The organism is Pseudomonas sp. ES1 (assembly GCF_050586605.1).
Lineage (GTDB): Bacteria > Pseudomonadota > Gammaproteobacteria > Pseudomonadales > Pseudomonadaceae > Aquipseudomonas > Aquipseudomonas sichuanensis.
Genome location: NZ_JBOBDM010000049.1, coordinates 1 through 16,835 on the forward strand (window position 1 = coordinate 1; position 16,835 = coordinate 16,835).

Annotated in this window: 19 protein-coding genes and 1 pseudogene; 8 read left to right on the top strand and 12 right to left on the bottom strand. The window is 62.6% G+C overall.

The features are described from left to right. Positions 1-447: 447 nt before the first annotated feature. Positions 448-1,014 (bottom strand): AAA family ATPase, encoded by a 567-nt coding sequence (locus ACQ4N9_RS19345; protein ID WP_390967934.1) that lies wholly within the window; start codon positions 1,012-1,014, stop codon positions 448-450. 203 nt (positions 1,015-1,217) lie between these two features. On the opposite strand from ACQ4N9_RS19345, the gene ACQ4N9_RS19350 reads away from it, so the two are divergent. Next, positions 1,218-1,697, top strand: a complete 480-nt coding sequence (locus tag ACQ4N9_RS19350) for a cysteine hydrolase family protein (RefSeq protein ID WP_110995253.1) — start codon at positions 1,218-1,220, stop codon at positions 1,695-1,697. Here ACQ4N9_RS19350 and ACQ4N9_RS19355 read toward each other — a convergent pair. Further along, on the bottom strand, positions 1,687-2,127 hold the full coding sequence (locus ACQ4N9_RS19355; protein ID WP_258706271.1) for a YMGG-like glycine zipper-containing protein: 441 nt from the start codon (positions 2,125-2,127) through the stop codon (positions 1,687-1,689). The two genes, ACQ4N9_RS19350 and ACQ4N9_RS19355, sit on opposite strands and share 11 nt — an antisense overlap. Before the next feature lie 163 nt (positions 2,128-2,290). Between ACQ4N9_RS19355 and ACQ4N9_RS19360 the strand changes: the two genes are divergently transcribed. The 4 genes from ACQ4N9_RS19360 to dsdC all read left to right on the top strand — a co-directional run bounded on the left by ACQ4N9_RS19360 (position 2,291) and on the right by dsdC (position 6,890). Continuing rightward, the gene (locus ACQ4N9_RS19360; protein ID WP_390967933.1) at positions 2,291-2,932 is read left to right on the top strand and encodes a TetR/AcrR family transcriptional regulator; all 642 of its coding nucleotides are present in this window, start codon (positions 2,291-2,293) and stop codon (positions 2,930-2,932) included. Positions 2,933-2,972: 40 nt separating this feature from the next. Then, entirely contained in the window at positions 2,973-4,475 is a 1,503-nt protein-coding gene (locus ACQ4N9_RS19365; protein WP_390967932.1) for an MDR family MFS transporter, read from the top strand. Between the two features lie 126 nt (positions 4,476-4,601). After that, complete coding sequence (locus tag ACQ4N9_RS19370) at positions 4,602-5,936, top strand: D-serine ammonia-lyase (RefSeq protein WP_390967931.1); 1,335 nt, start codon at positions 4,602-4,604, stop codon at positions 5,934-5,936. Positions 5,937-5,948: 12 nt separating this feature from the next. Further along, entirely contained in the window at positions 5,949-6,890 is a 942-nt protein-coding gene (dsdC, locus tag ACQ4N9_RS19375; protein WP_390967930.1) for a DNA-binding transcriptional regulator DsdC, read from the top strand. Positions 6,891-7,022: 132 nt separating this feature from the next. Here dsdC and ACQ4N9_RS19380 read toward each other — a convergent pair whose 3' ends face one another. The 3 genes and pseudogenes from ACQ4N9_RS19380 to ACQ4N9_RS19390 form a co-directional block, all read right to left on the bottom strand. After that, complete coding sequence (locus tag ACQ4N9_RS19380; RefSeq protein ID WP_390967938.1) at positions 7,023-7,529, bottom strand: GNAT family N-acetyltransferase; 507 nt, start codon at positions 7,527-7,529, stop codon at positions 7,023-7,025. 3 nt (positions 7,530-7,532) lie between these two features. Continuing rightward, positions 7,533-8,090, bottom strand: a pseudogene (locus tag ACQ4N9_RS19385) (HD domain-containing protein); the annotation flags it as partial. 72 nt (positions 8,091-8,162) lie between these two features. Then, positions 8,163-9,065 carry a DMT family transporter gene (locus tag ACQ4N9_RS19390; protein WP_390967929.1) on the bottom strand — a complete coding sequence of 301 codons (903 nt, stop codon included), beginning with the start codon at positions 9,063-9,065 and terminating at the stop codon, positions 8,163-8,165. 515 nt (positions 9,066-9,580) lie between these two features. Here ACQ4N9_RS19390 and ACQ4N9_RS19395 point away from each other — a divergent pair. From ACQ4N9_RS19395 to ACQ4N9_RS19405, 3 genes are read left to right on the top strand one after another with little or no spacing between them, the layout of a single operon-like run. Next, positions 9,581-10,066, top strand: coding sequence for an Hcp family type VI secretion system effector (locus tag ACQ4N9_RS19395; RefSeq protein WP_390967928.1), 486 nt, complete (start codon positions 9,581-9,583; stop codon positions 10,064-10,066). After that, positions 10,063-10,779: a DUF4225 domain-containing protein gene (locus tag ACQ4N9_RS19400; protein ID WP_390967927.1), complete on the top strand. Its 717-nt coding sequence runs from the start codon at positions 10,063-10,065 to the stop codon at positions 10,777-10,779. Before ACQ4N9_RS19395 ends, ACQ4N9_RS19400 begins: the two co-directional genes overlap by 4 nt. After that, positions 10,776-11,060: a hypothetical protein gene (locus ACQ4N9_RS19405; RefSeq protein WP_390967926.1), complete on the top strand. Its 285-nt coding sequence runs from the start codon at positions 10,776-10,778 to the stop codon at positions 11,058-11,060. The genes ACQ4N9_RS19400 and ACQ4N9_RS19405 overlap by 4 nt, the downstream gene beginning before the upstream one ends. Positions 11,061-11,830: 770 nt before the next feature. Here ACQ4N9_RS19405 and ACQ4N9_RS19410 read toward each other — a convergent pair. The 7 genes from ACQ4N9_RS19410 to ACQ4N9_RS19440 all read right to left on the bottom strand — a co-directional run bounded on the left by ACQ4N9_RS19410 (position 11,831) and on the right by ACQ4N9_RS19440 (position 16,719). After that, positions 11,831-11,968 (bottom strand): PA0050 family protein, encoded by a 138-nt coding sequence (locus ACQ4N9_RS19410; protein ID WP_167409849.1) that lies wholly within the window; start codon positions 11,966-11,968, stop codon positions 11,831-11,833. Positions 11,969-12,008: 40 nt separating this feature from the next. Then, positions 12,009-12,149, bottom strand: a complete 141-nt coding sequence (locus tag ACQ4N9_RS19415; protein WP_110995256.1) for a PA0050 family protein — start codon at positions 12,147-12,149, stop codon at positions 12,009-12,011. Positions 12,150-12,254: 105 nt separating this feature from the next. Continuing rightward, on the bottom strand, positions 12,255-14,453 hold the full coding sequence (locus ACQ4N9_RS19420) for an OsmC domain/YcaO domain-containing protein (protein WP_430933515.1): 2,199 nt from the start codon (positions 14,451-14,453) through the stop codon (positions 12,255-12,257). 112 nt (positions 14,454-14,565) lie between these two features. Next, positions 14,566-14,853 carry a DUF3077 domain-containing protein gene (locus ACQ4N9_RS19425; RefSeq protein WP_390967923.1) on the bottom strand — a complete coding sequence of 96 codons (288 nt, stop codon included), beginning with the start codon at positions 14,851-14,853 and terminating at the stop codon, positions 14,566-14,568. 34 nt (positions 14,854-14,887) lie between these two features. Next, the gene (locus ACQ4N9_RS19430) at positions 14,888-15,145 is read right to left on the bottom strand and encodes a hypothetical protein (RefSeq protein WP_390967922.1); all 258 of its coding nucleotides are present in this window, start codon (positions 15,143-15,145) and stop codon (positions 14,888-14,890) included. Positions 15,146-15,953: 808 nt separating this feature from the next. Then, on the bottom strand, positions 15,954-16,298 hold the full coding sequence (locus ACQ4N9_RS19435) for a hypothetical protein (RefSeq protein ID WP_125463653.1): 345 nt from the start codon (positions 16,296-16,298) through the stop codon (positions 15,954-15,956). Positions 16,299-16,314: 16 nt separating this feature from the next. After that, on the bottom strand, positions 16,315-16,719 hold the full coding sequence (locus ACQ4N9_RS19440; RefSeq protein ID WP_110995235.1) for a hypothetical protein: 405 nt from the start codon (positions 16,717-16,719) through the stop codon (positions 16,315-16,317). Positions 16,720-16,835: the final 116 nt, after the last annotated feature.

Consider the following 16,835-nt stretch of genomic DNA (forward strand, 5'->3'; position numbering starts at 1 on the left):
AGCCGGAGCGAAGGGACCCGGAGCGCAGCGGAGGGCCGTATGAATGGAGCGAGCGGTTTTTGGTTACTTTTTTCCAAGAAAAAAAGTAACCCGCCGTAAGGGCGGAAAGGTGACTACACGTCGACATCGCAAATGAATGCACATACAAATATAAAAACAGCCAACCAACCAAACGACAGAACAACCAATCAACCATTTAACCAATTAACCAATTAACCAATTAACCAATTAACCAATTAACCAATTAACCAATTAACCAATTAACCAATTAACCAATTAACCAATTAACCAATTAACCAATTAACAAATTAACTAATTAACTAATTAACTAATTAACTAATTAACTAATTAACTAATTAACTAATTAACTAATTAACTAATTAACTAATTAACTAATTAACTGATTAACAACCTAACCGCAAAATATCTAACGACAAAATCTCGCCATCAAACCGAACGCCGCCCCTGCATCCCATCACTAATTACCCCCCTCCCCCCAGCCCCATCCACCTCCCCAAGAAACCCCGCAATCTCCCGCCGCCCCCGCAAATGCACCACAGGCACCCCAGGCCCAATCGCCACCCGCATCGCCTCGATCCCCCGCCGGTAGGCCCCATCGAACCCCCAGACAAACTTCAAGAACTGCACGAACTCCCAGTTCAACCGCTCACTGCAGCCAGCCGGCAAGTCAGCCCGCGGCCGCCGGCTCAACGACCGCAGCACCACCCGCTTCAGGCACACCCAGCGCGGCGTATCCAGCCAGATGATCAAGTCCGCCCGCGGCAACCGCAGGTCGAACGTTCGCCGCGAATAGTTGCCCTCGCACACCCACGCATCCTGCGCCAGCGCCGAGCGCACCTGCTCACGGAACACCTCGGCCTCCGGCTCCACCCAGCCCGGCGACCAGAACAACCGATCCAGGTGCACCACCGGCAACCCAAAGCGCTCGCCGATGGCCCGTGCCAGGGTCGATTTGCCGCTACCGGAATTGCCCAGTATCACGATGCGCTGCATATGCATTCCCTCGCTGCAAAAAAGCCGACGAGTGTAACGCCGGGGCATGCCGTCGCACAGCGGCTGGCAGAAGCCGTTGCTCGCGAAATGCCAGGTGAAGCCACAGGGTTTTGCCACAGAATAGGATCAGCATAGAAGCCTTCGGCGGTGATCGCGGCACGACGTTATACTCCTCGCCCCTGCAACCCGGACCGGACCCATTCATGCGGCAAGCCCTGCTCATCGTCGACGTGCAATCCACCTTCAGCCCTTCGGAAAAGCTGGTGGACGGCATCCGCGCGCTGTCGGCACACATCCCCACCGTCGCCTCGATCGAACTGCACGACGAACAGGCCACGCCGTTCCAGCGCCAGCTCGGCTGGCACCCGGCCAGCGAGGACGTGGCGCTGGTCGAGGCCGACAAGGTGTTCGTCAAGCACGGCTACGGGCAAACCGCCGAAACCCTCGAGTACCTCAAGGGCCTGGGTGTCGAGCGCGTGCTGGTGTGCGGCCTGCAGACCGAAACCTGCGTGCTGGCCGCAGGCTTCGCCCTGTTCGATGCGGGGCTGTGCCCGACCCTGATCACCGACCTCACCATGGGCTCTTCGCTGGACCGCTCGGGGCAGCTGGGCATCAGCCTGTGGCAACACCACTTTGGCCAGGTCACCACCGCCGCCGAAGTGATCGCCGGGCTCAAGGGCTGACCTGATACCCCCGCCCCTGCAGGCAACCACTATAGGCACTCGCCTGGGCCTCGCCCTGGCCGCGGCGGTCCTGACGACGCTCCTGGCGTTGACGCATGCCACCCACCGCGGCACCGGCGGCAGCCGTTTCGCCGGCACGATTCTGCCGGTACTGCTGCTTGGCGTCGTCGCTCATGCGGTCGTATACCTCGTCGTGCTGGTTGCCGCGCACCTGGGCACCCGCAGCGCCCGCCACCGCCCCGGCGGCGGCACCCTTGACCCGACCACCGACATGCGCACTGCCAGTCGTCGAACTGCTGGCGACACTATTGCAGTCGGCCATGTCCTGCTGCATCTGCTGGCTGCTCTGGCCCTTGAGCGGCGTGACGGTCTGGGCCTGGGCCGCTGCCGCCAGCAGCAACAGCAGGCAGCCCCATGTGACTGATCGCATGTTCCACCTCCACTCGATTGAAGTGCCGACTGACAGAATAGGCCCGTCTGCACCCTGCAAGGCCGCCGGGCAGCGACCTCTCGTCACCCTGAAATAAATTTAAATTGAATTTAAATTTAGACCCGCGCAAGCTCCGCCCACGACCCACCCTCGGAGCCCGACCATGGCCACAGCCCCCCGCGAACCACGCAAGGACGGTGAAGCCACCCGCACGCGCATTCTCGAAGCCGCCGGCGAGCTGTTTGCCGCCCAGGGTTTCGCCGAGTCCAGCAACAAGGCGGTGGCCGCCAAGGCCGAGGTCGACCTGGCCTCGATCAACTACCACTTCGGCAGCCGCAACGGCCTGTACCTGGCGGTGCTCGACGAAGCGCGCCGGCGCTTCCTCGACATCAGCAACCTGCAACGCATCCTCCAGGCACCTCAGCCGGCCACGGACAAACTGCGCGCACTGATCGAGCAGGTGGTGCACAAGGCCAGTTCAGGCCGGGGCAGCTGGCACCTGCGGGTGCTTGCCGCCGAACTGCTCACCCCCAGCAGCCATGGCCAGGCCTTGCAGGGCACGGCGCCGCAAAAACTCATGCTGCTCAAGGGGCTGTTCAGCGAGATCAGCGGCCTCGCCCTCGACGACCCAGCCCTGACCCGCTGCATCCTCTGCGTCACCGCCCCCTGGGCGATGCTGCTGATCGGCCCGCGTGGCGGCTCCGGGGCCGTGCAGGAAATCCTCGGCATGCCCCCCGCCCAAGTCTGCGAGCAGCTTTACCGCTTCGCCCTCGCCGGCCTGCGCGATGCCGGCCAAGGTCGCTGAACCGATGCCCATGCCAATCTCCCCTCGCCCAGGCCAACCCATGACCACCTCATCCACTGCGCTCGAACGCGATGCCCACCCGCCGATCCCCTTGCTGCTCGGCGCCCTGCTGCTGGTGATGTTCCTCGCTGCGCTGGACCAGACCATCGTCTCCACCGCCCTGCCCACCATCGTCAGCGAACTGGGCGGGCTGCGCTGGTTGTCCTGGGTGGTCACCGCCTACCTGCTGGCCTCCACCGTGGTGGTGCCGCTTTACGGCAAGTTCGGCGACCTGTATGGCCGCAAGCGCGTGTTGCAGGTGGCCATCGTGCTGTTCCTGATGGGCTCGGCACTGTGCGGCATGGCCCAGAACATGACCGAGCTGGTGCTGCTGCGCGCCTTGCAGGGGCTGGGCGGTGGCGGGCTGATGGTGGTGGCGATGGCGGCCATCGGCGATGTGATCCCACCCGCCGAGCGTGGTCGCTACCAGGGCCTGTTCGGCGGCGTGTTCGGCCTGGCCACGGTGGTCGGGCCGCTGATCGGTGGTTTTCTGGTCGAGCAGCTGTCGTGGCGCTGGATCTTCTACATCAACCTGCCCCTGGGCCTGCTGGCGCTGCTGGTGATCGGCAGCGTGTTCCGCCCGCACGTGGCGCGGGTGAAGCATGTGATCGACTACCTTGGCGCGTGCTTCCTCACCCTGACCCTGGCCTGCGTGGTGCTGATCACCAGCCTTGGCGGCAACCTGCTGGCGTGGGGCTCCCTCGACATCCTGTGCCTGGCGCTGTTCGCGCTGATCGGCCTGGTGGGCTTCATCCATGAACAGCGCCGGGCCGCCGAGCCGATCATGCCGCTGCACCTGTTCCGTCACCGCACCTTCGCCCTGGCCGGGCTGATCGGCTTCATCGTCGGCATGTCGCTGTTCGGCTCGGTGACCTTCCTGCCGCTGTACCTGCAGGTGGTGAAAAACGCCACGCCGACCAGTGCCGGGCTGCAGATGCTGCCGCTGATGGGCGGGCTGCTGGTGGTGTCGGCCATCACCGGGCGGCTGATCAGCCGCTGGGGGCGCTACCGGATGTTCCCGATCCTCGGCACCTTGCTGCAGGCGATTGCCCTGGCCTTGCTCAGCCGGCTCGACGAGCACACGCCGATGGCGGTGATGAACCTGTACATGGGCTTGCTCGGCGCGGGCCTGGGGATGGTCATGCAAGTGCTGGTGCTGGCCGTGCAGAACAGCGTCGAGCCGCGCCACATGGGCGTGGCCACCTCGGGGGCGACGCTGTTCCGGTCGATCGGCGGCGCCATCGGCGTGTCGGTGTTCGGCGCCCTGTTCTCCCATGCGCTGCTCGAACGCCTGGCGCAGGCGTTCCCGGCCGATAGCCCGGCGCCGACCAGCCTGTCCCCCGAGCAGGTGCATGCGCTGGCCGCGCCCCTGCAACAGGCCTACCTCGCCGCCTTCTCCGGGGCGATGCATGGGGTGTTCCTCGTTGCCTGCCTGGTCACCTGCCTGGCCTTCGCACTGAGCTGGCTGCTGCGTGAAGTGCCGCTACGCAAGGCGGTGGTTTGACCACCACTGACACATGACACCCGGTCATGCATGGCCTGACGATCGATCGTTTGTCCGGCCCCGTGGCGCTACGCTCTAATTCGCGAGAATAACGACACCTCGCACGGAACAACCCAGGAACTACCCATGATTCTCGGAAAAACGCTTGAAGCCTGGTGCCAGAGCCACCCCCTGATCCGCGAACTGGTGGCCTTGCAGCCGACCCGCTGGTTCAACCCCGGCATCGCCCCGGCCGCCCAGGCGCTGCACGATGTCGGCCTGGACGCCAGCGACGTTGCCGCCGCCAGCGCCCGCCTCGCGCGCTTCGCGCCCTACCTGGCCACGGTGTTCCCGGAAACGGCGGCCAGCGGCGGCATCATCGAGTCGCCGATCCGCCCGCTGCCCAACCTGCAGCGCGCCCTGCTGCAGGAGGCCGGCCTGCCGCCCAGCGGCGCATTGTGGCTCAAGGCCGACAGCGAGCTGCCGATTTCCGGTTCGATCAAGGCCCGTGGCGGTATCCACGAAGTGCTCAAGCATGCCGAAAACCTGGCACTGGCTGCCGGGCTGATCACCCTGGACAGCGACTACCGGGCGCTAGCCAGTGACCAAGCCCGGGCGTTCTTCGGGCAGTACAAAGTGGCCGTCGGCTCCACCGGCAACCTGGGTCTGTCCATCGGCATCATGGGCGCCCGGCTGGGCTTCCAGGCGACCGTGCATATGTCGGCCGATGCCCGTCAGTGGAAGAAGGACAAACTACGCAGCCATGGCGTGACGGTGATCGAATACGCCTCGGACTACAGCGTGGCGGTGGAGCAAGGGCGGCAACAAGCCGAAGCTGACCCGGCCTGCTACTTCGTCGACGACGAGAACTCGCCGCACCTGTTCCTCGGCTACGCCGTAGCCGCCGAGCGCCTGGCCAGGCAGTTCGCACAAGCGCAAATCTGCGTGGATGCCGAACACCCGCTGTTCGTCTACCTGCCCTGCGGCGTGGGCGGCGGGCCTGGCGGCGTGGCGTTCGGCTTGAAGCTGGTATTCGGTGATCATGTGCATTGCCTGTTCGCCGAACCGACCCACTCGCCGTGCATGCTGCTGGGGGTGTACACCGGGCTGCACGACGCGGTCAGCGTGCAGGACTTCGGCATCGACAACCTCACCGCCGCCGATGGCCTGGCGGTGGGCCGGCCTTCCGGGTTCGTCGGCAAGGCCATGCAGCGGCTGATCGATGGCTACTACACCGTCACCGATGAAGAACTGTATCGCCTGCTGGCCCTGGCCCACGACCTTGAGCAGGCGCGCCTGGAGCCCTCGGCGCTGGCCGGCGTGCCGGGCCTGCTGCAGGTGCTGGGCGCGGCGCAGTACCTGCAGTGCAATGGGTTGACGCCTGCACGCATGGCCAAGGCCACGCACCTGGTCTGGGGCACTGGCGGCAGCATGGTGCCTGCCGACGAATATGCCGCTTACCTCACCAAAGCGCGCAGCTGAAGAGGAACGCCCATGCCCGCCCCCGCCCACCCGCTCGCGCCGAAACTCAATGGCGCGCACCTGGCCAACCTGCACACCTTTCTGGTGGCGGCCCGGCACCTGAGTTTTGCCCGGGCGGCCGACGAGCTGTGCCTGACCGCCAGCGCGGTGAGCCATCGGATCGGCCGGCTGGAGCAACAGCTGGCGCTCAAGCTGTTCCACCGTTTGCCGCGCAAGGTCACGCTTACCGAGGATGGCGAGCGCGTGTTCCAGATCATGCAGCGCACCATGGATGCGCTGTCTGAAGCCGTACGCGAGCGCGCCCATGGCCAGGTGGCCGGGCAACTGACCTTGTATGTGCGGCCATCGGTGGCGCAGTGCTGGCTGGTGCCGCGGCTGGCCGAGTTCACGGTGCAGTACCCGGATATCCAGCTAGACATCCGCGTCGGCAACGAGAGCATCGACTACCGCACCCGCAAGGTCGACCTGGCGCTGTGCTATTCGGACGGGCATTACCCGGGGCTGGTCAGCACGCCGCTGATGGCGGAGCGCATCGCGCCGGTGTGCTCGCCCGAATACGCCCGGCGCCATGGGCTGCAGGGCGGTATCCAGGGGTTGGGCGGCTGTACCTTGCTGCACGATGTCGCGGCCTGGGACAACGCGGCGCACGATGCCGAGTGGCGCGCGTGGTTACAGCGCATGGCGCTGGATGTGCCGCTGCCGGAGCGCTTCCTCACCTTCGACCGCTCCGACCTGTGCAGCCTGGCGGCGGTGAACCATGCCGGCATCGCCATTGGCCGTGAACAGTTGGTCAAGACACGTATCGGCAACGGCGAGCTGATATTGCCGTTTGGCGACTTCGTCGCGGCGGACCGCTGCGGCTATTACCTGGTGCACCCGCCCCACGAGCCGATGCCACGGCGGTTGCAGGTGCTGATCGAGTGGTTGCAGCAATCGGCCATGGGAAGCAGCTGATCGCTCGCAGGCATTGCATGTTCTTTGTAGGAGCAACTGTCTTACTCAACTGCTAAAGCTAGCGCGATCCCTGTGGGAGCGGGCTTGCCCCGCGAACACGGGCGAAGCCCGTGCCACCCTGCGCGGGCGCGCTCAGGCCTGTGCTTCGAACGCCGGGTGATAGCTCACCTGACCGCTGGGTACCGGCCCGGCCAGGGCGAGGGCCTGGAAGTACTGCGCCGGCACACCGGGCAGCACCAGCGCCGGCTCGGCCTTGAAGCCGAAACGCCCGTAGTAAGCCGGATCACCCAGCACCACACAGCCCTGGCCGCCCAGACGCCGCAGCTCGGCCAACGCGGCCTGCATCAAGGCCGTACCAATGCCCTGGCCCTGGCGCGACAGCGCCACGGAAATCGGCCCCAGGCCGAACCAACCGTTGGCGCCGGATGTAATCGTCACCGGGGAAATGGCGACATGGCCGACCAGCGCCCCACCCTCCTCGGCAACCAGCGACACCGTGAGCTGCCCGGCCTTGCGTAGCGCCGTGACGATGAACTGCTCGGTGTGGCTGCTATGTTCGGCGTTGGCGAAAGCCGCCTCGGTCAGCCGGCTGATGGCGTCGATATCGCCGGGCTGCTCGTCACGGATGTTGAGGTTCAGCTGCAGATTGCAGCGGGTGTCGGCGTCGATCAGCTGGCGCAGTGCCGCGAACAGCGGGGTGGCCGCCGTGTAGCGCTTGCCGTAGCTCAGGTTGAAGGCGTAGTCGAAATCCGGCGGGTTGCGGCCCTGGTTGTGCTGCAGCAGGGTTTCGAGTTTGTCCAGCGCCTTCACCGCCTGGGCTTCCGGCGAGGCGGCGGCTTCGTAGTCTTCCCACAGCGCCAGCAGCTCGGCCTGCAGCGGCGCGTCCAGGCTGGACAGCAACGTCTTCAGGTCGGTGCGTTCCTGCTCGCTCTTGTCGGGGAACGCATGCTTGCTGATGGCCGGGATATCACCATGGATGGCTTCGCCCAGGTCATGGATGACACACATCCTGAGCACCTTGAGCAGGTCCAGGCCGGCCAGTTCGTCGGCGAAGGTCATGGCCATCAGGCACAGGCGCCAGGTGTGCTCGGCGGTGCTCTCGGCCCGCCCGGACGAAGTGTGCGCGCTTCTGAGCACGCTTTTGAGTTGCTCCGCCTGGCGCAGGAACTCCAGGCGGCCGTGCAGTTTGTCGATGTCCATGTCGTTACCCTCCAGATTGCAGCCTGGCACCATAAACCATGCGCGCCCGGGCAGGTAGAGGGTATTGCCGGCTCAGTGGCTAGGTGCCTTGCGCCAGGCGCAGCACACCGTGGCCAGCACGATCAGCGCCGCGCCCGCCGCCATGCGCAGCGACGGCTGTTCGCCGAACAGCCACCAGGCGCAGGCAATGGCGTACACCGGCTCCAGGGCGATGATCATGCCCGCGGTGCGCGCCTGGAGCCCGTCCAGGCTCTTGACGAACAGGAACTGCGAAAGCCCGGTGCAGAACACCCCCAGCAGCGCCAGGTTGATCCAGTCCGAGGCGCTCAGGCTGCTGGTGGCCAGGTGGCTGAAGGCCAGCGGCGCCACGACGATCGCCACCACCAGGTTCTGCCAGAACGACACCTGCAGGGCGTTCATGCCCGCCGGGCGACGGCGGTTGGCCACCGCCAGCAGGGCGAACGCCAGGCCCGAGGCCAGGCCCCACAGCAGGCCGACGGTGCCGCTGTCGAGCAGGTCGAACGAGGGCACCACCAGCACCAGGCCGGCCGTGACCATCAGCAGCAACAGGGTCTCGACCGCACCGATGCGCTCGCGGAACACCGCCACGTCGATCAGCGCGATGAACGCCGGGAAGCTGGCGAAGCCAAGCGTGGCCACGGCCACGCCGCCGACCTTGACCGCCACGAAGAAGGTCAGCCAGTGGGCGGCGAGCAAGCCACCAGTCACGGCCAGTACCGGCAGATTGCGCCACTTCAGCGCATCGAGCAGGCGCGTGCCCTTGAGCCCGGCGACAAAGCCCAGGGCGATGAAGGCGAAGGTGGCGCGGCCGAAAGTGATCAGGCTGGCATCGGCCTCGATCAGTGCGCCAAGGATGCCGGTAAGGCCAAACAGCACGGCAGCGATATGGGCGACGAGCAACGCATTGCGGTGGCCGCCCGACGAATCGGCGGCAGAAACGGTGGTAGCGATCATGGCAGTCAAGTCTCACAAGCACGCGCACGCAGGCCGTCGACGGCAAGGCACACGTTGGGGGTTGTTCGGGTTTTCTAGTTATGTATGCCTGCCGGTGGTCCGGGGCACGGGGCGCCGCAGCGTTGGAATTGTGAGACGAGGCTGCTTACTCGTAGGTGTCGCGCCAGCCAGCCCGTGGCGCAGGGTTGACCGATGGATCAATTATTCGGCTTTGCCGGTGGCGGGAGCAGATTGGCAAAGACGCGTGCTTGTCTGAATGCGACGTGCGCGGTGACGGGGAGCGACATAACCCTTGGCCAGAAGCCCCCCTGCAGGAGCAACTGTCTTGCTCAACTGCTAAAGCTAGCGCGATCCCTGTGGGAGCGGGCTTGACCCGCGAACACGGGCGAAGCCCGCAGCACCCAGGCTCGATAAACAAAGCGTTCCGCGAAGGCCGAATAATTCAGAGGCGCCCGGCATACACGCCCTGAGTGTTTTCGTAGGCTGCAATCCTTTCTCTACAAGGAGTGCAGCCCATGGCTTTCAACGGATACATGAGCATCACCGGCAAGCGGCAAGGTTTGATTTCGTCAGGCTGCAATACCCAGGCGTCCATCGGCAACAGGTGCCAGGTCGCGCACCAGGACGAGATCATGGTGATGTCGTTCAGCCACGGCATTTCCAACCCGGACAACACCCAGCGCGGCACCCACCAGCCCGTTGAGGTCACCAAGCTCATCGACAAGTCCACGCCCTTGCTGGCCCAGGCCGTGGACAGCCGGGAAGTGCTCGACTGCGATATCCAGCTGTACCGCATTCATCCGGCGGGCCATCGGGAGAAGTACTTCTCGGTGAGGCTGGAGGGCGCGGTGATCGTCAGCCAGGAAATGGATGTGCCCCATGCGGTGCTCTTGACCGATCAGGACGCCGAGGAGCGGCTGCTGATCAGCTATCGGACCATCAGCTGGATTCACCACGCCGCCGGTACCACCGGGTACGCCAGCTGGGGTGAGCAGCTATGAGCCAGCGTGCCGAAGAATATGGTGGGCGGCTGGATGAGGCGTATTGGGAGGTGAATGCGGCGGCGTCTCGGTTGATCAGCTATGGCTGTGGGATTAGTGCTAAACACCTGAGCGATCGGCGGTTGCGGATGCAGTTCAATCGTGAACTGGCTTATTACGCGCGGCGGGTGATGGACGATGTGTACGAGCGACGCATCACCCCGGAGCAAGGGCTTGAGCGGATTCAGGCCGAGAAGAAGAGTCTTTACTCGCAGGCGTCGCGGATATTTACCCAGTTGGGAGGCATGGCTGGCGGTGTCTCGCAATTTGCTGAGGGGTTAGGGAGCTGCATAGGGAGTCTTGGTTCCACATGCGTGATTCACGGGGCTCCGTTGATCATGCATGGAGGTAACAACCTTTACGAAAATGCCCGGGGTCTCTACGAAGGTCGAACTGATGTGGTCGGGCCTGTGAGGGAGTTCTATCAGAATGCGGCCAAGAGCCTGGGGTACAGCGAGCGGGATGGCAATCTCGCTTACTACACGGCGGATCTTTTCCTGTCGGGGCGGGCGTTGTGGCGAAAGGTTCCAAAGCGAGATGCATGGCGGCTATATCGATATATGGATGCTGACAAAGAGCGAAAAATAAGACAGCTAGGTAAGGGAGGGCTTGGAGTCGAGCTTTCCACATCTGGCCTGACCATTAAGCAATGGGTGGATGAGTACAAAGAATGAAGCTGCTGCTTCTGGGGCTTTTTGCGACATGCGATATCGCAATCAGCTTGCTGCTTAATAGATTCATTTTCAAGAAGCTGGACAAATTTCTGCAGTTTTTAGGGTCATCATTATTCAATGGTTTCATGGGGGGCATTTATATTGAAATGATGAGCGGAGAGGGACTTATCCGATTCCCCTATAACTCTATAACTGATTTCGGTTTCTGGCTTGTGGTTTTCCTTACTGCGGCAATGTTCCTTTTCCACATTTGGGCTTTGACCTCACGAAACGTTGACTGACCCAAAGTTTTGGGCACAGCCGAATAGCAAGGACATGGTGGCGTTTCGTGGGAATGCAAGATAATTCCACGAAGGAGGAGATGGCATGCAGGGACCGCCCAGAAAAGACTATCGTGAAGTTTATAAAAGTTTAGGGCGTACCGAGCGGGAGGGTACGCCAGCCTAATTGTCTGCCGATGCAGCGCTGTCGGTGGGGCGTTGCTTCGGCCTGCTCTAAAAGCGGATGCATTGAGGCTCTACAAGTACTATTCCGTTGCTAAAAAGATGGCAGTGGAACAGATGAGTATATTTGCAGTTTTTATGGAGGGACTTACAAATGGCGCGACCACACAATAGCTCAATGAGTAGCTTAAGAAGTGAGCATCTTTGAATTTGCGCTAGTGACCCTGGCGGATGTAGCATCAACGCTACTTCTTCGACGGCATTTGCACTCTGCAAATAGCAGTGTATTTCGGGAAGTGCTAGCTCATTTGCATGGCTTTGCAATGGGGGCATTTTATATGTTGATCTTGAAAGATGATAAGACATTTTTCGTGGAAATTGATTATGGTGACAATTTTTATCGGGACCTAATAGTGCTAAATGCCGGCACACTGATTATGATTTTCTTTCATGCATGGTCTATTTCGGCACGCCACAAATAATTGAATATTGTAGGCGGGTTTGCTTTGAGGGTGAGCGCTATGCTGGGACGCTTTACAAACTTGCCAAGGAATATTGGACCATCCAGAAAAGGGCTGCGAAGCAGCCCCATTCTTACCATGCAGAACTCACGGGCATTGGCAGGTAGACGGCCCGAATACCGGCCCTGCGCACGGATCCTTACCCGGCCCGAACACCGGGCACGAGGCCTGGGCGGTCAGCGAGAAACCCAGGGAAAACAGCACAGCCAACAGCACCTTCTTCATTTTCGACCTCCTGGTCTTTTTCGAACATTCCTTGTTTGCCTCAGGGGCAGACGCACTCGGTGGGGCCGAGCACTGGCCCCGCGCAAGGGTCCGGTTGCGGCCCCAGCACCGCGCAATCGGCGTACGCCGTCATCGAGCACATCCACAGCAACAGCGATGCCGCCAGCAGTTTGCCTTTCAACATGACCTCCTTGGTCCTGGTCTGTCCTTCGGTATGGCCGACGCATGAACCGCCGGCCCCGGGACAGCTAAGACCAAACCCGGCGATCGCGCCAGCTTTCGCTGATCAGCCCTGCAACCCTGCCGCCTTCGCCCGCGCCGCATGCAGCTTCTTGTAGCTCTCCACCAGGCGCAGGTGGCGGTCCAGGCCTTCGAGCTTCATGCTGGTCGGGGTCAGGCCGTGGAAGCGCACGCTGCCATCCACCGAGCCCAGCACCGCGTCCATGCGCTCGTTGCCGAACATGCGACGGAAGTTGTGCTCGTAATCTTCCATCTCCAGCTCGTCGTCCAGCACCACCTCCAGCACCACGTTCAGCGCCTGGTAGAACAGCCCGCGCTCAACGGTGTTGTCGTTGAACTGCAGGAACATTTCCACCAGTTCCTTGGCCTCTTCGAAGCGCTGCACCGCCAGCTGGATCAGCAGCTTGAGCTCGAGGATGGTCAACTGGCCCCACACCGTGTTGTCGTCGAACTCCACGCCGATCAGCGTGGTGATGGTGGTGTAGTCATCCACCTCGGCATTGTCCAGGCGCTTGAGCAGCAGCTTCAGCGAGCGGTTGTCGAGGCTGTGCAGGTTGAGGATGTCGGCGCGGAAACCCAGTGCGCGGTTGGTGTTGTCCCAGATCAGGTCCTCGACCGGGTAGATCTCCGAGTAGCCCGGCACCAGGATGCGGCAAGCGGTGGCGCCGAGGTCGTCGTACACGGCCATGTACACTTCCTTGCCCATGTCCTGGAGGATGCCGAACAAGGTGTCGGCCTCTTGTACGTTGGAGTCCTCGCCATGGCCGCTGAAGTCCCACTCGACGAATTCGTAGTCGGGCTTGGCGCCGAAGAAGCGCCACGACACCACGCCGCTGGAGTCGATGAAGTGCTCGACGAAGTTGTTCGGCTCGGCCACTGCCAGGCTGTCGAAGGTCGGCTGCGGCAGGTCGTTCAGGCCTTCGAAGCTGCGGCCCTGCAGCAGTTCGGTGAGGCTGCGCTCCAGCGCCACTTCGAAGCTTGGGTGGGCGCCGAACGAGGCGAACACGCCGCCGGTGCGCGGGTTCATCAGGGTCACGCACATCACCGGGAATTCACCGCCCAGCGAAGCGTCCTTGACCAGCACCGGGAAGCCCTGCTCTTCCAGCCCCTGGATACCGGCGACTATCCCTGGGTACTTGGCCAGCACCTCCTGCGGCACGTCCGGCAGGCACAGCTCGTCTTCGAGGATCTCGCGCTTGACCGCCCGCTCGAAGATCTCCGACAGGCACTGCACCTGGGCTTCGGCCAGGGTGTTGCCGGCGCTCATGCCGTTGCTCAGGTACAGGTTCTCGATCAGGTTGGACGGGAAGTACACCGTCTCAGCGTCGGACTGGCGCACGAACGGCAGCGAGCAGATGCCGCGTTCCTTGTTGCCCGAGTTGGTGTCGTACAGGTGCGAGCCGCGCAGCTCGCCGTCGGGGTTGAAGATCGCCAGGCAGTGCTGGTCGAGAATTTCTTCTGGCAGCGCATCCTTGGGCCCGGGCTTGAACCACTGCTCGTTGGGGTAGTGCACGAACGGCGCGTTGGCGATGTCCTCGCCCCAGAACTGGTCGTTGTAGAAGAAGTTGCAGTTCAGGCGCTCGATGAACTCGCCCAGCGCCGAGGCCAGCGCGGCTTCCTTGGTGGCGCCCTTGCCATTGGTGAAGCACATCGGCGACTGCGCGTCGCGCACGTGCAGCGACCACACGTTGGGCACGATGTTGCGCCACGAGGCGATCTCGATCTTCATCCCCAGGTTGGCGAGGATCGCCGACATGTTGGCGATGGTCTGCTCCAGCGGCAGGTCCTTGCCGGGGATGTAGGTGGTGCTGTCCGACACCGGCATCAGCAGCGCCTGGGCGTCGGCGTCGAGGTTGTCGACCTGTTCGATGATGAACTCGGGGCCGGTCTGCACCACTTTCTTCACGGTGCAGCGGTCGATGGAGCGCAGGATGCCCTGGCGGTCCTTGTCGCTGATGTCTTCGGGCAGCTCGACCTGGATCTTGAAGATCTGGTTGTAGCGGTTCTCCGGGTCGACGATGTTGTTCTGCGACAGGCGGATGTTCTCGGTGGGGATGTCGCGGGTCTGGCAGTACAGCTTGACGAAGTACGCCGCGCACAGCGCCGAGGACGCCAGGAAGTAGTCGAACGGCCCCGGGGCCGAGCCATCGCCTTTGTAGCGGATCGGCTGGTCGGCGATCACCGTGAAGTCGTCGAACTTGGCTTCGAGACGGAGGTTGTCGAGAAAATTGACCTTGATTTCCATGCGAGGGGGTACCAGGAAGCGGGGCGGAAAATGGCGGGTATTATCCGGGATTCGCCAGCGAATGTCTTGGCATGCCGCCGGGCGACCGCTAACGGGCCGCCCGGCCGTTTGCTCATGGGGTTTTGCGCATGCCCATGTGTGCGTCATCCATCAGGGCCTTGGCCAGATCGCCGAGAAAATACCCGGCCCAGACCAGCACCGGGTCGTTGTCCATCACGCCAATGAATGACGCCCGGCGGGCGCTGTCCAGCAGTTCGCTGGCCTGGTCCAGGGCGTGGTCGGCGCAGTTGCCGGGCTCTACGCGAAACAGCCGCTTGCCCTCGCCCACGCCCGCGATGCAAGTGGCCGAGCCGACGGTGTAGCCGAGTTTGCCGATGCCTTCGGGTAAGTCGTTATTCATGTGAATGCCTCGATTGGGGAGTGAGTGCAGGCGCTCAGTGCAGCCTGTGCTCGCTGGGCTGTGCCCTGCGCTGCAACTGGGCCAGCGCGCATTCCATCAGGGTGCGCAGGGCTTCGAGTTCGTGCATCACGGTCATCAGCATGACGGTGGCCGGTGATCGGGGCAGGTAGGTGATGGATTGATGGGCCACGGCCAGGCCGCACAGGGCGTGCTCCATGGCTTCGACCAGGGTGTCTTCGAGGTATTGGGGGGTATCGGGGGAATGGGGTGGGTCGGGGACGATTTTGAGCATGGCGACAGTCTCTAGTTGTGCTTATCGGACCGCCGCCCAATCACTTGCAGGTGAAGAGGTGGCGGCTACGTACGGGCCTGCAAGACCGGGGCAACTAGAGAAAGCCCGGCTGACCCGAAGGTCACCCGCACGCAGCCACCATAAAGCACAGTCAGGTGCCAGAAGCCGAAGACTGATGGTGTTGCTGATCTAGTTGTCCCGCACGGGCTTGCAGACCCGGCCGCTGAATTTGCAGCGGCTGGGCGAGACTAGACCTCAGTTCGATGGCGCAAAAGCCTTGGAAGCATGCTTCGGAAAGGACCTACGCAGAAGAGGGAAAATCCGATTCATTCATGTAGGACATGGGGCCGTCAGCGCGCACCGAGATTCCGTGTCATGCCACCAAGGCATATATCGGCGAAACATCAGGAATAACTGGCCCGAAACAGATGTGGGAGCTGGCTTGCCAGCGATGCGCCGCGCGGGCGGCGCTCGATCTTGAGAGCGCTGCAAATTTGTCGGCGTGCACCTGGTGGCCCGCATGCGACCCCAAGACAGGCCTTTGGGCGTCACACCGCCAGCCTTGGGTAATCAGGATTGGGTAATGGCCACCAGGTGCATGTCGGAATATTGGGTGAAGGCCACCAGGTGCCTGCCGGTATTTTTGCAGCGCCCATGAGATCGAGCACCGCCCGCGCGGCGCATCGCTGGCAAGCCAGCTCCCACATCTGTTTCGGGCCAGTCACTCCTGCAAGGTCATCACTGTCCGCCTTGTTAGTTCACCTCGATTCAGAGGTGCGCGCTGATGACGCTGCGCCAGACTCAAGGCTTACTCCGCCCGAAAACTCCACACAATCTCAACCACCCGCGAAGCCAGCACCAGATAAAGCACGCACAAGATCACCTGCAACACCGTGTGATAGGGCAACTTGGCCAATCGATGCAAGGTATCGCTGACATTGAGCAGCAACAACAACGCCGACACCAGGATCAACCCCCACCCGGTAAAGCTGGAAACCCACAGCCCGAGCAAAACCTGCTGATTGCCATGAATAGCCTCGGTCCCCGCCGCAAACAGCAGCGCGCACACCAGCAAGTTCTTGAAGTTGTCGAAGACTTTGGTGCTCAGGTCGGCCTCAAGCAGGTCGAGGTACTTTCGCCACAGCCTGCGCATGGTCCGCGCTCCCGATTCAGCGGTTATAGCGAATGACAATGCCCTTCAACTTGCGCCCCTCGATGGAGCGGATATCGCGGTCCCACAACGGCCCGCTGACATAAGCCGCTACCGGCTGGATGCGGTCATACACAACCACAACGGCATCGCCACCAATGCCTGCAGCCTCGCTGCGCAACTTCTGCTCGATTTCACTGACCGAAGCCGACCCATCGGTACCGGCATCAACCACGATCTCGCCCAAGCGCACATGGGGCCGGGTCGGCTCGCTGCGCAGGATCTCCACGTTGCCCGGCAGGGTTGGCGCCGGGTGCGGCGCACCGACATATTCAGTGGTGCGGGCGTCGATGCTGCTGCAGGCCGTGAGGGCCAGGGCCAATGCGCCCAGCAGCATGGCGGGGACGAAGCGATGCTTGAACATCCGTGAATCTCCTTGGGCAGCGTGGGGGAGCGCCAGAAAGAAGGATGGTCGAGAAATGCCTGATGGCAAGTGCAACACTCTATCGCGGGGCAAGCCCGCTCCCACGAGACCATTAG

What these genes read in the sequence shown, in the direction of transcription:
- ACQ4N9_RS19345 (WP_390967934.1), bottom strand. Translation starts at nt 1,014, where the DNA reads ATGCAGCGCATCGTGATACTGGGCAATTCCGGTAGCGGCAAATCGACC.
- ACQ4N9_RS19350 (WP_110995253.1), top strand. Translation starts at nt 1,218, where the DNA reads ATGCGGCAAGCCCTGCTCATCGTCGACGTGCAATCCACCTTCAGCCCT.
- ACQ4N9_RS19355 (WP_258706271.1), bottom strand. Translation starts at nt 2,127, where the DNA reads ATGCGATCAGTCACATGGGGCTGCCTGCTGTTGCTGCTGGCGGCAGCG.
- ACQ4N9_RS19360 (WP_390967933.1), top strand. Translation starts at nt 2,291, where the DNA reads ATGGCCACAGCCCCCCGCGAACCACGCAAGGACGGTGAAGCCACCCGC.
- ACQ4N9_RS19365 (WP_390967932.1), top strand. Translation starts at nt 2,973, where the DNA reads ATGACCACCTCATCCACTGCGCTCGAACGCGATGCCCACCCGCCGATC.
- ACQ4N9_RS19370 (WP_390967931.1), top strand. Translation starts at nt 4,602, where the DNA reads ATGATTCTCGGAAAAACGCTTGAAGCCTGGTGCCAGAGCCACCCCCTG.
- dsdC (WP_390967930.1), top strand. Translation starts at nt 5,949, where the DNA reads ATGCCCGCCCCCGCCCACCCGCTCGCGCCGAAACTCAATGGCGCGCAC.
- ACQ4N9_RS19390 (WP_390967929.1), bottom strand. Translation starts at nt 9,065, where the DNA reads ATGATCGCTACCACCGTTTCTGCCGCCGATTCGTCGGGCGGCCACCGC.
- ACQ4N9_RS19395 (WP_390967928.1), top strand. Translation starts at nt 9,581, where the DNA reads ATGGCTTTCAACGGATACATGAGCATCACCGGCAAGCGGCAAGGTTTG.
- ACQ4N9_RS19400 (WP_390967927.1), top strand. Translation starts at nt 10,063, where the DNA reads ATGAGCCAGCGTGCCGAAGAATATGGTGGGCGGCTGGATGAGGCGTAT.
- ACQ4N9_RS19405 (WP_390967926.1), top strand. Translation starts at nt 10,776, where the DNA reads ATGAAGCTGCTGCTTCTGGGGCTTTTTGCGACATGCGATATCGCAATC.
- ACQ4N9_RS19410 (WP_167409849.1), bottom strand. Translation starts at nt 11,968, where the DNA reads ATGAAGAAGGTGCTGTTGGCTGTGCTGTTTTCCCTGGGTTTCTCGCTG.
- ACQ4N9_RS19420 (WP_430933515.1), bottom strand. Translation starts at nt 14,453, where the DNA reads ATGGAAATCAAGGTCAATTTTCTCGACAACCTCCGTCTCGAAGCCAAG.
- ACQ4N9_RS19425 (WP_390967923.1), bottom strand. Translation starts at nt 14,853, where the DNA reads ATGAATAACGACTTACCCGAAGGCATCGGCAAACTCGGCTACACCGTC.
- ACQ4N9_RS19430 (WP_390967922.1), bottom strand. Translation starts at nt 15,145, where the DNA reads ATGCTCAAAATCGTCCCCGACCCACCCCATTCCCCCGATACCCCCCAA.
- ACQ4N9_RS19435 (WP_125463653.1), bottom strand. Translation starts at nt 16,298, where the DNA reads ATGCGCAGGCTGTGGCGAAAGTACCTCGACCTGCTTGAGGCCGACCTG.
- ACQ4N9_RS19440 (WP_110995235.1), bottom strand. Translation starts at nt 16,719, where the DNA reads ATGTTCAAGCATCGCTTCGTCCCCGCCATGCTGCTGGGCGCATTGGCC.